Here is a 14875-nt window from a genome sequence, read left to right as displayed (position 1 = left end):
GTGTTGGGAATGTTTTACTCCAAAGAACAATTCAAAGAAGAATTTAACAGTCAACTAGTGAAAGAAAATGGGGATAAAACTGAGAGCACAGCCTATAAAATAATTGGTGATATGCTTCGTAAACAAGTAATGCATGACTGGGAAATCCAGCAAACGGTGCATCAGCAAAGCGGCGACAAACAATTGTATTATATTTCGATCGAGTTTTTGCTCGGACGTTTGCTCGGCCAGAATCTGCTCAACCTCGGCTTCTACGAAATGGCAGAGGAAGCACTTGGGGAGCTTGGCTATAAATTGTCCGAACTCGAAGAACTGGAACAAGAGCCGGGTCTTGGCAACGGCGGCCTGGGCCGGCTTGCGGCATGTTTCCTGGATTCCTTGGCTTCCACCGGTCTGCCGGGCCACGGATGCGGCATCCGCTACCGGGGTGGGCTTTTTACCCAGCATTTCATCAAAGGCTTCCAAGTGGAATTGCCGACCGACTGGATCAAGGAAGGCCAAGGAATTGAAGTGAGGCGTGAAGAACTCGCGCTTGAAATTCCTTTTTATGGAGAAGTGAGCATGAATGTGGAACAAGAAGGCGTCCGAACTGTTCATGAAAACGCAGTCTGGGTTAAAGCAGTGCCATATGATATGCCGATTGTCGGAGCTAAGGGCGGTACCATCAACACGCTGCGCCTATGGCAAGCGGAAACATCAGAACGCCCGCTGCCATACGGGCTCGGTTATTTGGTGCATGAACTGGAGACCGCCAAAATTTCCGATCGGCTATACCCTGATGACGCGCTCGATTCCGGGAAATTGCTGCGCTTGAAACAGCAGTATTTCCTATGCAGTGCTTCTATCCGGACGATACTTGCAACACGTAATTTTGAGATTGAGGAATTGCCGGAGAAAGTGGCGATTCAAATCAACGATACCCATCCGGCCTTAGCGGTCCCCGAATTAATGCGGGCATTATTGGACGATTATGGACTCGATTGGGATCAGGCTTGGGATTTGACGACGCGAACCATTTCCTACACGAACCATACGATTTTGGAAGAAGCAATGGAAAAATGGGAGAGCCGCCTTCTCAGCCAACTGCTTCCGAGGGTGTACTTGATTATTGAAGAAATCGACCGGCGTTTTAAAGCGGAATGGGCTTCGAAGAATTTCGATGAACATACCGCGCACAAACTGTCGATCATTGAGGGCGGCGTTGTAAAAATGGCCGTGCTGGCGGTCGTCGGCAGCCATAAAGTAAACGGAGTAGCGAAATTGCATACAGAGATTTTGAAAAAACGGGAAATGAAAGAACTGAACGAATATTTCCCGGGGAAATTCCATAATAAAACGAACGGCATCACGCATCGCCGTTGGCTGCTTGGCGCCAACCCTGAACTGTCATCGCTCATTACCGAAAACATTGGTTCCGAATGGATCCAGGAGCCCGACCACTTAAAGGAACTGGCGTATTTGGCGGACAGCCGGCCATTTTTGGAGTCATTCCAGGCAATCAAAAGACTGAAAAAAGATCAATTGATCCATCACCTCGAACGGGAACATAATGTCATCGTGGACACTGCATCGATTTTTGACATCCATATCAAACGAATCCATGGCTATAAGCGCCAGCTGATGAATATTTTGCACGTCCAGCAATTATACAAACGCATTAAAAATGATGCCAATTACCGGCCGTATCCGCGGACATTTTTGTTTGGCGGCAAAGCGGCGCCTAGCTATCATTTTGCCAAACAAGTCATCAAGCTGATCAATACCGTTGCCACGCGCGTCAACAATGACCCGGTCGCAAGGCGCCACCTGCATGTTGTTTTTGTCGAAGATTATAATGTCAGCCACGCAGAATACATGATTCCTGCAGCGGATATCAGTGAACAGATTTCCACTGCGTCCAAAGAAGCATCCGGAACGGGCAATATGAAGTTCATGATGAACGGGGCATTGACGCTCGGCACTTATGACGGCGCAAATGTTGAGATCTTCGATGCGGTCGGTGAAGAAAACGCCTTTGTTTTCGGTATGAGCTCGGAGGAAGTCATGCGCTTTGAACATGACGGCACCTATAATCCAATGGCGATTATCGAACAAGATGCAGGTATCCGGGAAACGCTTGAAGAACTCGCGCGCGGAGAATGGTCGGATGGGCCGCATAATTCCGATTTTATCGTCCGTCAGTTGACGAGTGAGCGTGATCCATACTTCATTTTGAAAGATTTGCCGGATTATGCCGCAGCCCATGAGCGTGTGCTCGATGCTTACAGCCGTCCGGTGGAATGGGCCGGCATGTGCGTGAAAAACATGGCCGCTTCAGGTGTATTCTCAAGTGACCGCACAATCCGTCAATATTCCGAAGATGTATGGGGATTGTCGAAAGTTCCAGCTAACTGAAACCGGCAGGAGGAATCGAAATGGTGCAAGAAAACTTCGATAACACTGACTTGCCAGAATACAAGGCAAGCGGCGCGTTAAAAGGCAAGGTAGCAATTGTGACGGGAGCGAGCAGCGGTATTGGTCAAGCGGTGGCCATCGCTTATGCGAAAGAAGGGGCGCGAGTGGTCATCGGCTATTTAGGTGATGATGAAGGCGCCGAAAAAACATTGCGTTTGATCAGTGAATACGGCGGCGAAGGGCGTGCGTTGAGTGGAGATCTCGGGGAATCAGCGAACTGCGACAAGCTCGTGCGCTTTGCACTCGACGAATTCGGCGCTTTGGATATCGTCGTCAACAATGCGGGTTATCAATACCCGCAAACTTCACCGCTGGATATAAGCGACGAACAATTGCTGAAAACTTTCGAGATTAAAGCGTTCGCGATGTTTTACTTGGTACGTGCCGCCTTGCCGCATTTAAAAAAAGGCTCACGCATCATCAATACCGCGTCTATCAACGCCTACAGGGGCCATTCGGATTTGATCGACTACTCTGGAGCGAACGGGGCGATGGTTGCAATGACCCGCTCGCTGGCCCGCCGCTTGGTGCGGGAAGAAATTGCGGTCAACGGCATTGCGCCCGGCCCGATTTGGACGCCGCTCATTACGAAAACTTTCGGGGAGCTGAATCCGAATGTCGGCGATGATTTTGGGGAAGACGTGCCGGCAGGGCGCCCCGGCCAGCCTTATGAGCTAGTGAAGGCTTATGTATTCTTGGCCGATCCCCAAAACTCCTATATGACCGGCCAGTTTTTGCATATAAACGGCGGCGACTATATGTCGACCTAAAAGCACGGGGAAACCCGTGCTTTTTTATATGAAATTTCCGCGTTGTTCATCGCTGTGGTAGAATTCCGGTAAGAGGTGGAAAGCATGAAAAGAATAATGTGGTTTGCTGTGTTGCTCGTACTGCTGCTGTCCGCTTGTGTGCCGCTTGGGGACAACGCGGAACCGCCGGCAAGCGAATCGACACAGCCCAAAACCGAACAGCCGTCAGCAGTCCAAGAGGACAAGGGCGCTGGGCTCGCCGTCCATTACATCGACGTCGGGCAAGGCTCTGCAGCTTATTTGGAATGGGATGGGTATTCGATGCTTATCGATGCGGGCGATTGGAATGCCAGTGATGTACTTGTCTATTTGGATAAACTGGAAGTCGAGAACATTGATATTGCTGTCGGCACCCATCCGGATGCAGACCATATCGGCCAATTGGGCCGCGTCATCGAAAATTATGATGTAGGGGAAGTATGGATGTCGGGAAATAGCAGTTCTTCGAATACCTTCATCCGTACCTTAGAAGCAATCGATGAAGCGGAAACCCCTTATGAGGAACCGCGCCGCGGCGACGTTTATGATATAGGGTCATTGGAAATCGAAGCGCTCCATCCCGGGCAGTTGAGCGGCGATTCTAACCGGGATTCTTTATCCTTCCGCATCAGCTACGGAGAGACGTCGTTTATCTTTACGGGCGATGCCGATATTCAGGCTGAGCAGGAGATGATCGATAGCGGATTAGAACTTGAAGCGGACGTTTTATTGATGGGGCATCACGGTTCAAATACGTCGACAGGGCAAGCGTTTTTGCAAGCCGTCCAGCCTGCTGTGGCGATTTACAGCGCCGGCGAAGGAAATTCCTATGGCCACCCGTATGCCGAGGTGCTCGCAGCCGCTGAAAATGCTGGGGCAGATGTTTACGGTACCGACGTCAACGGTACCATCATCGTCGAAACCGACGGCCAGGAATTTAGCGTAGAAACGACAAGGGAAGGCGTAGCTAAAGAAGGAAGCAACCGCTGCATCGATATCAATAAAGCGTCTTCTGCCGAACTTGCCGAACTCACAGGCATCGGTGCGGCATTGGCTGAAGCGATCATCGAGGAGCGGCCTTTTGAAAAGCTCGACGACTTGACGCGCGTCGATGGCATCGGTGAAGGAAAGCTCAAGGGGCTAAAAGATCAAGGACTAGCTTGTGTGGGGGAGTGAGCAGATGAAAGGTGTATTGGATCGTTTTGAAGATGGCGGCGTGGCCGTCATCATTGCAGAAGAAGCCGGGCGCGAATTCCATGTGCCGCTCCGCTACTTGCCGGAAGGCAGCAGGCGCGGCATGTGGTTCAGGCTGAGTCTAGACGAAGGGCGAGTCGTGGATATCGAAGCGGACGTCCCACAGACAAAAGAGCGCAATGAAAAAGCTGAAGAACTGATGATGCGGCTGCGCAGCAAAAACACAGGCAGCCGCTTTAAGCGGAATTGAAAAAGCGTATGGAAATTTTTCTCCATACGCTTTTCTTGTGCTTATTTTAAGTTGGAGGCGCGTTCGGTCAGCTCCAGGTGATATTCCGCTACTTCATTGCCTTTGTAGAGATTGGTCGTATCGGTGAAGTAATTGGAGATGGAAGCATCGAATTCGAGTTCTTTCTCCGGCAAGCCGACGCGGAAATTCATCTCATATAATAGAACAGCGATATCATGGTAGGCTTCGCTTGTCACTTTGAAATCGCAGGAAAGATGCCTGCGGCCATCTTCTAATTGATGCAGTTCGAGCTGGTCCGTTTCGATTTGGCGTCCGTTCAATTGAATGGTTTCAGTCATGTTCAATCCCCCGTTTCGTTTACTGGAAAGCCGGCTATTTGTAAAAGCCATCTTCTAAAAGCAATACATTCACGTTACCACGAAAAAAACACCAAAGCACAATCATGTGCTTTGGTGTCTGATTTTCTCTGCGCGTGTGGCTTCGCGCTTCGGTTTCTTGATATCGGCATAGATCAATGCCGCAACAAGGAACAGGCCTAAATAGCCGACGATCGGGTAGAACAGGCTGACGAGTTTCGTGAACCCGACAAAGCTTAGTACGTAAGCGACAACGCCGACGATGATGACGAAAATACGGAACTTCGCTGTCCCCATTTCGACAAAGCGTGCGGAGAACGAGAACAGCATGCTGACACCTGTATTGTAGATCATGCCGAACAATATGACCGACATGAAGATGCCGAGTGCGGGCGACAAGTCATTGGCGATTTGGAGCATTGGCATTTCTGCCGAGCCGACGACATCGACTTTAGAGAAAATCGCCAAATGGCTTAAGATGATCAAAATACCCAGACCAAGACCACCGAAAAAGCCGCCGCGTGCTGCAATCTTTTCATCTTTTTCCGTTCCGCCCATGACAATCGCCATCGAAGCGCCGACTGCAATGTTGAACGATACGTAGTTGATGGCAGAAAGCCACCAATTTCCGACAGCTGAAGCTTGTGCGTTAGCAGCTGATTCAAGTGCTGCAAATGAACCGTCCATTGTTACTAAGCTATAAGCTGCGAGGCCGACAACTGACAGAATCAAAAATGGCGTGATGCTGCCGATGATATTGATGACTTTTTGGACATTCAACATAATCGTCAAGATGATCAAAATGGCCATGACGGTGCTGCCAAGAGTAGCCGACCAACCGAATTGTTGCGAGAAAATCGAACCGGCTCCGGCGATCATGACGACACCTACGCCGAATAAAGTCAAAATGATGATGTAGTCGACAATCGTGCCAATTACACGGCCGCTGATACCGAAAATGGCTTCTTTATGGGACGTGGTGCGCATGCGGCTGCCGAGGCGCGTCAAGCTCATGCCGAGATAGGCAAAAAGTGCGGTGGCGATAACTGCTGCCACAGTCCCCATAATTCCAAAGCTAGTGAAATACTGCAGGATTTCCTGCCCGGAAGCAAAGCCGGCACCGACGATGATTCCGATGAAGGCGCTTCCCATTTTGATACTTTTAAACATCTTGCTCCCCCTCGTTTAGCGTGCAAATTTACTTATTTGAAAATTAACCTTTTTCAAATATAGCAAAAATGAAACGTTTTCACAAACGCATTATGAAAAACAAGAGTATTTTACTAGATAAATAGAAATGTCTCTATTCAGAATAGTGTTTTTAATATAACAATTCGTGTCTACTATTTAATAAAACTCCATAAAAAAACTCTGCGGGGTGTGACCCGCAGAGGTTTTCGTTTATTTGGAGTGGTCTTTGTTTGCGACAATGACCAATTTGCCTGTGTCGAGCACTTCTTCGTACTCTTCGGCTTCTTGTGTCGTTAGTCCTGCAGCAGCGAGTTTCGCTCGCAATTCATCGCCGCGTGAAGATGTCATGTTCTTCATGCTGTTCAGGAAGCCTTGTTCTTTCACTCCGACAGATTCCGTGTCGAGTGCTTTCGTGATGTCTTTCGTGCGTTTCGGGTCATGAGCGAAAATGTAGATGTCGTCATGTGTAAATCCTTGCGTTTCAAGCTTTTCAATTTCTGCTTTTGCTTGTACTGCGTTTTCAACTGATAGTTTAATTACCAAAACGAATCCCTCCAATATTTTCTACTTACTTCTGTATATACCACGTGTAGATACTCTTAAACTAACAGTGTTCATTTGAAATGATATACTGGGGAAAAACTAGAGGAGTGAATCCGTGTGAATATTACACCCATCGGCATTTGGGGCGGCTATCCGAATAAAAATGAAGCGACGTGTGCGTATTTGATCGAACAGGACGGATATCGCTGTCTTGTCGACTGTGGCAGCGGGGTCGTTGCTGCGGTTCAGAATTATACTGAACTGAAAGACATTGACGCAGTCATCATCAGCCATTACCATCCCGATCATGTGGCCGACATCGGTGTCTTGCAGCATGCCGCGATGGTCGGGATGCAGTTGAAAGAATGGGAAGTGCCGTTGCCGATTTATGCGCACGACCGCGACGCACAAGGATTTTCGGCGCTTTCTTATAAAGGCGTCACAGAAGGACGGGTGGTCCAAGCCAGTGACACACTCGAGCTAGGCCCGTTTCACGTGACATTTTGCGAAACCGACCATCCTGTTTATTGCCTGGCAATGCGCTTTACGAATGGACATAAAACTGCGGTGTTTACAGCAGATACCGCATGGAAAGACGAACTGGTCGATTTTTCGCAAAATGCCGATTTACTGGTAGCAGAATCCAATTTGTACGAAAAATACCTCGGCATCATCCAAGGCCATATGAGTGGGAGCCAAGCTGGGCAATTGGCGACGCAAGCTTCCGCCAAACAGCTGCTGCTGACCCATTTGCCCCAATACGGTGAACTGTCCGAAATCCTTACAGAAGCGAAGAAAACTTACAGTGGCGATGTGTCATTCGCTGAAATCGGCAAAAGCTATCAATTGTAGGTAAAGCAGATAGTTTGAATTTGAAGGAATTTCCTCCTATCCTTAAAGCATCCGAATGGATGAAAGGAAGTTGACCCATGACACAACAACACACGCTTTCGGTTTCCGTGCTGGACCTCGTTCCGGTGCGCCAAGGCCATACAGTACAACAAGCATTTGAAGATATGAAAGAGCTCGCGCAACATGCAGAACAGCTCGGCTATCAGCGGTTCTGGCTGTCTGAGCATCATAACACGCCGACGCTGGCGAGTTCTGCGACGTCGATTCTCATTTCGAAAGTGCTCGAAGCCACTGATACGATCGAAGTCGGCTCTGGCGGCATTATGTTGCCGAACCATACGCCGCTCGTCGTCGCCGAACAATTCGGTACGCTCGAGACGATGCATCCAGGGCGCGTTAATCTCGGTCTCGGCCGCGCGCCGGGCACCGATATGCAAACCGCCCGCGCGCTGCGACGGACGACACAGGAAACGGCATTCCAGTTTCCGGAAGACATCGAAGAACTGCAGCGTTATTTAGGGCCGGCAGAAGAACAGCATGCCGTCAAAGCACATCCGGGTGTCGGAACGGAAGTGCCGCTATTTATCCTCGGTTCGAGTACCTCGAGTGCTGTACTTGCCGCGAAGCTCGGCTTGCCGTATGCTTTCGCCGCCCATTTCGCCCCACAGCAGCTCGAATCGGCAATCGCCATTTACCGCAGCCGTTTTGAGCCTTCGGAAAAATGGCCCGAACCGTATGTTATCGCTTGCGTCAACGTCGTTGCGGCAGAAACCGCACAAGAGGCGGAACGATTGGCAACATCGGCGGAACAGTTTTATTTGAATGTTGTCCGCGGCACAAAAAATCCATTGATGCCGCCGGTCGACACAATGGATGGCCGCTGGAGCCACGCCGAAGAAGCGATGGTCAAATCGATGTCGCGTTATACATTCAAAGGCAATGCACAGCAGGTGGGCGAGGAAATCAGCCGTTTTGCAGGCCGCTTGCAGATCGATGAATTGATGGCTGTTTCCTATGTATACGATCAGGACAAGCGCAAACGCTCTTATGAAATCCTTAAGGATGCTGTATCGAACACCGTCCAATTGCCATGAAATGTTCACCGGAGAGACCGTAACTACTGATGAGGTTCATGTATAATACTATTGAAACTTGAAGTCTAAAGGTGGTAACAATTTTATGGAATTTCTCTATTTTCCTGAAGATAAATCAGAATATATTCCGGGGATCATCTCGATCATCATCATTTTCATCTTGTCGATCCTCATCGTTTGGCTGTTGATGAAAGCTTCGCGCAAGCAAGTGGACAGCTTGAATGACCAAGGCTACCCGATGGTTTACGACCGCGGCGAGACGCGTAAGAAACCCGGACAACAAGATGCAGCGGAAAATCCGAATACACCCCAGGAGCCGAATGAACCAAACGGCTCGCCAACGAAAAAGCCCTGATGCTTCAGGGCTTTTTCTCGTGCTGGCCGTGTATACTGGAAAAATACTTTAAATGAAAAGAGATGCACTTATGACTAAAAATTTAGCGGGCGGCGTACAGTGGGCGATCTTTTTGATCGCTTCTTCCATTGCTGCCCCAATCGCCATTGCAAATATTTTCGGCATGGATACAGCCGACACGGCGCTGTTTTTGCAGCGTACAATCTTTGTCCTCGGCATCGCTTGTTTGATTCAAGCGTTTATCGGCCACCGTTTGCCGATCAATGAAGGCCCGGCCGGATTGTGGTGGGGCGTATTCATCGTTTATGCCGGACTTGTCGGCGTGTTGTATTCGACGGCCGAAGAATCTTTGCAAGTGCTGCAAAGCGGCTTGCTCTATAGCGGGATTTTGTTCATCGTCTTCGCGGTGACGGGGCTTGTCGATAAGCTCAAACAGTTTTTCACTCCGACCATCACTTTCGTATACTTGCTGCTGCTTGTTTTGCAGATCAGTGAGTCAATCATGAAAGGGTTGTTCGGCATCGCTTCAGAAGGGGATTTGCTTGATGTGCGGGTGCTGTTGGCAGCGATTGCCGTCATATTGGCCACTTTTTACTTCATGTTTCACCGCTCAGCGTTCATCAGCCGGTATTCGGTCTTATTTTCGATCGCTTTCGGTTGGCTGTTGTTTTGGGCAATCGGCAAAGCGCCGAGCATTCCACAAACCGGTGGAGCCTGGATGACGTTTCCCGATATGCTTGTGTTTGGCCCGCTCGTGTTCGATGGAGGCATGTTCATCACCACGCTATTCTTGACGGTGCTGCTCATCGCTAATATGATGGCTTCGGTACGGGTCATGGAAAGCTTATTGAAAAACTCATTTTCCATTCAGGCAGAAGACCGCATGAAACAGGCATCGGTCGCATCCGGATTGAACCATTTGCTCGCCGGTTTGTTTTCGGCTGTCGGCCCGGTGCCGATTTCCGGTGCGGCTGGATTTGTCAGCGCGACGCGGACCCCGGGACTACGCCCGTTTATCGTAGGCGGTGTCATCGTCGCGTTCGTCAGTTTGTTTCCACAGTTGATGGCGGTACTCGCCGCTTTGCCGGCGCCGGTCGCATACGCTGTCATTTTTGCGATTTTCTCGAAGATGGTGGAGATGGCGTTCAATGAATTGGAGATGGAAGGCAACCGCAAACGTTCGTATAAGGTAGCGGCGTTCGGTTTAATGACAGGCGTCGGCTTGATGTTCATCCCGACCGACAGCATGGCTGAATTGCCATCAGCGGTTGCGGCGATTTTATCCAACGGATTGATCTCGGGCACGGTCATCGCGATCATCATCGAACAAGTGCTGATGCGCGTAAAGCGGTTGGCATAAAAAAATAGGCAGCAAAAGGAGTTTCCTTTTGCTGCCTGTTTGTTATTTTTGGCTGTCGATTTCTTCAGTCAAGCGCTCGAGTTCATTGATCAACTCGCCGATATAGGCGATGGTATCGCGTAGCGGTTGTTCTGTCGTAATGTCCACGCCGGCCATTTTAGCTAATTCCACAGGCGTTTTCGTGCCGCCTGCATTCAACACATCAATCCACTCGTCGACCGCCGGCTGGCCTTCTGCGAGGATGCGTTTGGACACTTGTGTGGAGATCGTCAAACCGGCGCTATACGTATATGGATAAAGCCCCATATAATAATGCGGCTGGCGCATCCACGTCAGTTCAGCGCCTTCGGTGATTTCCACATCGTCTCCCCAGAACTCTTCAAGCACGCCACGCTTCAGCGCATTAAGAGTGCCGGCATTGACGTTTTCGCCAGCATCGATCTTTTTGTACACTTCGCGCTGGTAAGCCGCTTCAAGCAAATGAGTGACGAAGTTATGGTAATACGTTCTCGCTACAATGGAAGAAATGACCCAGCGCTTGAATTTCGGATCTTCCGAACTCTTCAAGAGATGATTGGCCACGAGCATTTCGTTCATCGTCGAAGGTGCTTCGATAAAGTACAGTGAAGGGCGTGCATTGAACAAATTCTGTTCACGGTTCGCATGGTAGAAATGTCCGGCATGGCCCAGTTCATGGGCGAGGACAAACACTTCGTTCATGCGGCCGGTCCAAGAAATGAGGATATACGGGTGGTCGCCGTATGGGCTCGAACAGAAAGCACCAGTTGATTTTCCCTTGTTCTGGGCAAAATCGATCCAGCGTTCTTGATAAGAGCGTTCGACCATATCCAAATAATCCGGCCCCATGATTTTCAGCGATTCATTGATATACTGTTTTGATTCCTCGACCGTAATTTCCGGATCGTAGGACGGATCCAAGGAAATTTTCAAATCGGCAAAAGTCATTTTCTCCAAGCCGTGCGCTTTTTGCAGCAAGCGTGCATATTTGCGCATATGCGGCGCAAGTTCGGTTTTGATCAAATCGATTTGACGGTCATACAATGTACGATCGACTTCCTGATTGAATAGCAGGTAGTCGAAGATGTCTTCGTACCCACGCAAATCGGCTGTCGTTTTTTCGGTTTGCAATTGCATATCGTATGTTTTAGCCGTCGTATGTTGGTAGTCGCGCAGTTTGTCGGAAAACGCCTGGAAGGCGGCGCGACGAAGCTCGGTGTCGGTTTCCGCTTCCCAATCACCTTCAAATGATACGTAGCTGAGCGGATGAGACTTTCCGCCCGCTTCGAAATCAGGGAAGTTCATATCGACCATTTTCGTCGTATTGTAAAGTCCATAAGGCGCCTGGAAAACGGAAGAATAAGCAGCCAAGCTTTTTTCAGCAGCGGGATGCAGTTGATGCGGTTTTTTCTTCAGCAGTTTTTCCAAATAGCCTTTAAACTCTGTTGACTCGCCCATCGCTTGTTTCAAGGTTTCTTCGGGCAACTCCAATAGCTCGCTCGTCACAAATGCGAGGCGACTGCCGATTTTTGCGGCGAACGCGCTGTATTTCCCGGCACGCATTTGTGCTTCCGGATCGGTTTGGTCGGTGCTGTAGGACAAGCTCGCATAAGTACCGGGAGCAACCATTTTCTCGGCAAGTGCCAAATAGGCAGTCAACGCCTCGAGCGCAGTAGGGGCGTCGGTGATGTTGCCTTGGAATCGCTCTGCAAACGCAGCGGTTTCTTGGTCCAGTTGTTCCAAGGCGCTATCGAACGCTTGCGGGCTTTCCATCAAGCTATCGAGATTCCATGTTTCTTCTATTGATACTTCTGAACGCAACGGTAAGCTTTTAACCAATGTATTTTTCTCTCCTTTGTATTACGGATGTCGAACTAATTTTAAGTATAGAGCTCAAACAGCTAAAAGTAAAAAAAGTTTTAAAATAAATAAGAAAATTTTAAAAATTAGGTTTATTAAATTTGAAGCCGGGTATAGAATGATACAAGGCGGAATGACCGTCAGAAGATACGAACGGTTTTTACCGGAATCGCCTTCTGACGAGAAAATGCACAGCCTTGGCGGAAAATTTGCTTTACTGGCGATACAGCTCTTGTCAGGAACCAGATGAAAATGGTTCCACTCAAAACAAGTTTTCACAGTAACGGTTAGGTTTTTTGTGTAAGTGCAACTGAACGCCTGGCTGCAAAGTCTATTGATCACTGAGAAGTATATGTGAGAAATCCAAAGCCGGCCAGCGCCACTAAACTGCATAGGCGGGAGTATGATTCGCCAACATGTAAGTTTGTAGAAGAATTGAATAGAATTTTCCGCGTGCGAAAATCCTCCAAGGAATAAGCGGAGGACAGCAAAGAGAGAGCATGATCCGAGTAGTTGGGATCATGCTTTTTCTGTTGTCTCTTAATTTAAGCTAAAAGAAATTCGTGAAGCAGGCAGGCTTCCGGCAGGCAATGTGGAATGTAAAAAAAGACGACTGATAAGGGAGTGAGATCAATTGACCGAAACGATTGAACACGCAATCCAAGATGAGTATGCAGAAGATTTTGCCTGGTGCTATGGGTGCGGGAGGTTAAACGAAGACGGGCTTCAACTGCGCACCGGTTGGAAGGGAAATGACACCATCACATTGTACGAACCGAGAAAAGAACATACGGCCATCCCTGGTTTTGTCTACGGCGGCTTGTTGGCATCGCTTATTGATTGCCACGGGACGGGTTCAGCCTCATTGTTCCTGCACCGAAAAAATGGCCATGAACCTGGCAGCGGCGAAGAAACGCCGCGCTTTGTGACGGGTTCCTTGCATGTTGATTTCCTGAAGCCGACACCTCACGGAAAAACTTTAAAAGCGATCGGCAAAGTCGAGGAAATTCATCCGAAAAAATATAAAGTGATCGTCGAAGTGTTTGCTGAAGACATCAAAGTGGCTAACGGCGAAGTGGTTGCCGTACTTATGCCATCCACTTTCACCTCATGAAGAAAGCGCCGGTCATTCCGGTGTTTTTTTAATGGCTATTACTTTCAAAGTCTATAAGGCTTGTAGGGATTAAATGCATAAGGTATGCTCTATGTATTCAATGCTTAGGTGGAGGAGGAATTTCGATGACAGAAAAAGTATACGTCATTCATGAAAACGAAGAGTGGACTGTGCATTTATTCCGGCGTTTAGAAGAGCTGGAGGTACCTTATGAAGACTGGTTTACGGATAGAGGATCGATCGATTTGACAAGCGTCCCGCCGCAAGGGGTTTTCTATAATCGCATGAGTGCTTCTTCGCATACGCGAGGTCACCGCTTTGCGCCGGAAATGGCGGAAGCGAAGATTGCTTGGCTCGAACGCCACGGTCGGCGCGTCGTCAACGGCAGCCGCGCATTGCGCCTCGAAGTCAGCAAAGTGAATCAATACATGGCGCTGGATGCAGCTGGCATCCGGACGCCGAAAACGGTCGCCGTCAGCGGTAAAGAGCAGCTGCTTGGTGCAGCGGAAGCGTTCCGCTGCGAGTCGTTCATCACGAAACATAACCGCGCAGGAAAAGGGCTCGGCGTCCGCTTGTTCCATTCGATCGAAGCGCTGGAAGAATACGTCGGCGGCGATGAGTTCGACGCTTCTGTCGACGGCATCACATTGCTGCAGCAATATATTCAAGCGCCGGAACCGTTCATCACACGCTGTGAATTTGTCGGCGGCAAGTTTGTGTACGCGGTGCGCGTCGATACATCGGAAGGATTTGAATTATGCCCGGCGGATGCATGCCGCCTAGAAGACATCTCTTGCCCAGCCGACGGTGTATCCGAAACGCGGCCGAAGTTCCAAGTGGTTGAAGGCTTCAATGACCCGATTATCGCCAAATATGAACGCTTTCTCGCAGAAAACGGCATTGAAGTGGCCGGCATCGAATTTATCCAAAATGCTGGTGGTGAGCTCTTCACGTATGACGTCAATACCAATACCAATTATAATGCAGATGCGGAAGCAGCGAATGGAACATACGGCATGCTTGAACTGGCGAAGTATTTGAACAAACTGCGCCAACAAGATCGCGCGTTCGTTTAATGCGCAATGAATTCAATAAAAGGACGGAACGGCCGAGTGGGCTGTTCCGTCCTTTTTGTTTCCGCTATTTTCAAGCAGCACTAGCGCTGCCACGTTTACCTGCCGCTATTCAAGGGAACGGTTGGAAAAAGAGACTATTTGCTGAAGGGAGTGAAATGTGATGGAAAAGGAGACAAAAGAAACACCGGAAGCACAAGAGCGGACACCTTCTGAACCGGAAAGCGTAGTAGATGAGGAAAGCAAAGAGTTAAAAAAGGCTTCTAAATTTGATGGCATTTACAGCCGCGTTGCTTCGAACCGAATGGAGAATTTACGGACGACGCATATCGAGAACAAAGCGAAAGAGTTGGCGCGCAAAGGGAGACGTTAA

General features: G+C 49.2%; 15 protein-coding genes. 11 read left to right on the top strand and 4 right to left on the bottom strand.

Annotated elements, in window-relative coordinates:
* Positions 1-9 precede the first annotated feature (9 nt).
* From ACFO5U_RS01650 to ACFO5U_RS01635, 4 genes are all read left to right on the top strand, one after another.
* Positions 10-2394: a glycogen/starch/alpha-glucan phosphorylase gene (locus ACFO5U_RS01650; protein WP_377276102.1), complete on the top strand. Its 2385-nt coding sequence runs from the start codon at positions 10-12 to the stop codon at positions 2392-2394.
* Between the two features lie 20 nt (positions 2395-2414).
* Positions 2415-3224, top strand: a complete 810-nt coding sequence (locus ACFO5U_RS01645; protein ID WP_377276100.1) for an SDR family oxidoreductase — start codon at positions 2415-2417, stop codon at positions 3222-3224.
* Positions 3225-3308: 84 nt separating this feature from the next.
* The gene (locus tag ACFO5U_RS01640) at positions 3309-4418 is read left to right on the top strand and encodes an MBL fold metallo-hydrolase (protein ID WP_377276098.1); all 1110 of its coding nucleotides are present in this window, start codon (positions 3309-3311) and stop codon (positions 4416-4418) included.
* Positions 4419-4422: 4 nt separating this feature from the next.
* Positions 4423-4686 (top strand): DUF3006 domain-containing protein, encoded by a 264-nt coding sequence (locus ACFO5U_RS01635; protein ID WP_377276096.1) that lies wholly within the window; start codon positions 4423-4425, stop codon positions 4684-4686.
* Between the two features lie 41 nt (positions 4687-4727).
* Here the strand turns inward: ACFO5U_RS01635 and ACFO5U_RS01630 are convergent, their stop codons facing one another.
* The 3 genes from ACFO5U_RS01630 to ACFO5U_RS01620 form a co-directional block, all read right to left on the bottom strand.
* Complete coding sequence (locus ACFO5U_RS01630) at positions 4728-5024, bottom strand: DUF3219 family protein (protein WP_377276095.1); 297 nt, start codon at positions 5022-5024, stop codon at positions 4728-4730.
* Between the two features lie 102 nt (positions 5025-5126).
* Positions 5127-6212, bottom strand: coding sequence for a YkvI family membrane protein (locus ACFO5U_RS01625; protein ID WP_377276093.1), 1086 nt, complete (start codon positions 6210-6212; stop codon positions 5127-5129).
* 231 nt (positions 6213-6443) lie between these two features.
* Complete coding sequence (locus ACFO5U_RS01620) at positions 6444-6776, bottom strand: YflT domain-containing protein (RefSeq protein ID WP_377276091.1); 333 nt, start codon at positions 6774-6776, stop codon at positions 6444-6446.
* Between the two features lie 117 nt (positions 6777-6893).
* On the opposite strand from ACFO5U_RS01620, the gene ACFO5U_RS01615 reads away from it, so the two are divergent.
* The 4 genes from ACFO5U_RS01615 to ACFO5U_RS01600 all read left to right on the top strand — a co-directional run bounded on the left by ACFO5U_RS01615 (position 6894) and on the right by ACFO5U_RS01600 (position 10437).
* Positions 6894-7628, top strand: coding sequence for an MBL fold metallo-hydrolase (locus ACFO5U_RS01615; RefSeq protein WP_377276090.1), 735 nt, complete (start codon positions 6894-6896; stop codon positions 7626-7628).
* Positions 7629-7705: 77 nt separating this feature from the next.
* On the top strand, positions 7706-8722 hold the full coding sequence (locus ACFO5U_RS01610; RefSeq protein WP_377276088.1) for an LLM class flavin-dependent oxidoreductase: 1017 nt from the start codon (positions 7706-7708) through the stop codon (positions 8720-8722).
* An 85-nt stretch (positions 8723-8807) separates the two neighbouring features.
* Positions 8808-9077, top strand: coding sequence for a hypothetical protein (locus ACFO5U_RS01605; protein ID WP_377276086.1), 270 nt, complete (start codon positions 8808-8810; stop codon positions 9075-9077).
* A 70-nt stretch (positions 9078-9147) separates the two neighbouring features.
* Positions 9148-10437: a purine/pyrimidine permease gene (locus ACFO5U_RS01600; protein ID WP_377276084.1), complete on the top strand. Its 1290-nt coding sequence runs from the start codon at positions 9148-9150 to the stop codon at positions 10435-10437.
* A gap of 42 nt (positions 10438-10479) precedes the next feature.
* Here ACFO5U_RS01600 and pepF read toward each other — a convergent pair whose 3' ends face one another.
* The gene (gene pepF / locus ACFO5U_RS01595) at positions 10480-12294 is read right to left on the bottom strand and encodes an oligoendopeptidase F (protein ID WP_377276082.1); all 1815 of its coding nucleotides are present in this window, start codon (positions 12292-12294) and stop codon (positions 10480-10482) included.
* Positions 12295-12949: 655 nt separating this feature from the next.
* Here pepF and ACFO5U_RS01590 point away from each other — a divergent pair.
* From ACFO5U_RS01590 to ACFO5U_RS01580, 3 genes are all read left to right on the top strand, one after another.
* Complete coding sequence (locus tag ACFO5U_RS01590; RefSeq protein ID WP_377276080.1) at positions 12950-13429, top strand: PaaI family thioesterase; 480 nt, start codon at positions 12950-12952, stop codon at positions 13427-13429.
* A gap of 125 nt (positions 13430-13554) precedes the next feature.
* Positions 13555-14505: an ATP-grasp domain-containing protein gene (locus ACFO5U_RS01585; protein WP_377276078.1), complete on the top strand. Its 951-nt coding sequence runs from the start codon at positions 13555-13557 to the stop codon at positions 14503-14505.
* Between the two features lie 160 nt (positions 14506-14665).
* Positions 14666-14875, top strand: coding sequence for a hypothetical protein (locus ACFO5U_RS01580; RefSeq protein ID WP_377276076.1), 210 nt, complete (start codon positions 14666-14668; stop codon positions 14873-14875).

The sequence above is a fragment of the Planococcus dechangensis genome, assembly GCF_042654465.1.
In the GTDB taxonomy this organism is placed as follows: domain Bacteria; phylum Bacillota; class Bacilli; order Bacillales_A; family Planococcaceae; genus Planococcus; species Planococcus dechangensis.
The sequence above is the reverse complement of the archived record's forward strand: the minus strand, read 5'-3'. Positions and strand labels throughout refer to the sequence as shown.

Bases quoted from the DNA above. Each gene is read 5' to 3' on its own strand.
- ACFO5U_RS01625 (WP_377276093.1), bottom strand. From the start codon at position 6,212: ATGTTTAAAAGTATCAAAATGGGAAGCGCCTTCATCGGAATCATCGTC.
- ACFO5U_RS01580 (WP_377276076.1), top strand. From the start codon at position 14,666: ATGGAAAAGGAGACAAAAGAAACACCGGAAGCACAAGAGCGGACACCT.
- ACFO5U_RS01585 (WP_377276078.1), top strand. From the start codon at position 13,555: ATGACAGAAAAAGTATACGTCATTCATGAAAACGAAGAGTGGACTGTG.
- ACFO5U_RS01635 (WP_377276096.1), top strand. From the start codon at position 4,423: ATGAAAGGTGTATTGGATCGTTTTGAAGATGGCGGCGTGGCCGTCATC.
- ACFO5U_RS01645 (WP_377276100.1), top strand. From the start codon at position 2,415: ATGGTGCAAGAAAACTTCGATAACACTGACTTGCCAGAATACAAGGCA.
- ACFO5U_RS01630 (WP_377276095.1), bottom strand. From the start codon at position 5,024: ATGACTGAAACCATTCAATTGAACGGACGCCAAATCGAAACGGACCAG.
- ACFO5U_RS01610 (WP_377276088.1), top strand. From the start codon at position 7,706: ATGACACAACAACACACGCTTTCGGTTTCCGTGCTGGACCTCGTTCCG.
- ACFO5U_RS01650 (WP_377276102.1), top strand. From the start codon at position 10: ATGTTTTACTCCAAAGAACAATTCAAAGAAGAATTTAACAGTCAACTA.
- ACFO5U_RS01605 (WP_377276086.1), top strand. From the start codon at position 8,808: ATGGAATTTCTCTATTTTCCTGAAGATAAATCAGAATATATTCCGGGG.
- ACFO5U_RS01640 (WP_377276098.1), top strand. From the start codon at position 3,309: ATGAAAAGAATAATGTGGTTTGCTGTGTTGCTCGTACTGCTGCTGTCC.
- ACFO5U_RS01600 (WP_377276084.1), top strand. From the start codon at position 9,148: ATGACTAAAAATTTAGCGGGCGGCGTACAGTGGGCGATCTTTTTGATC.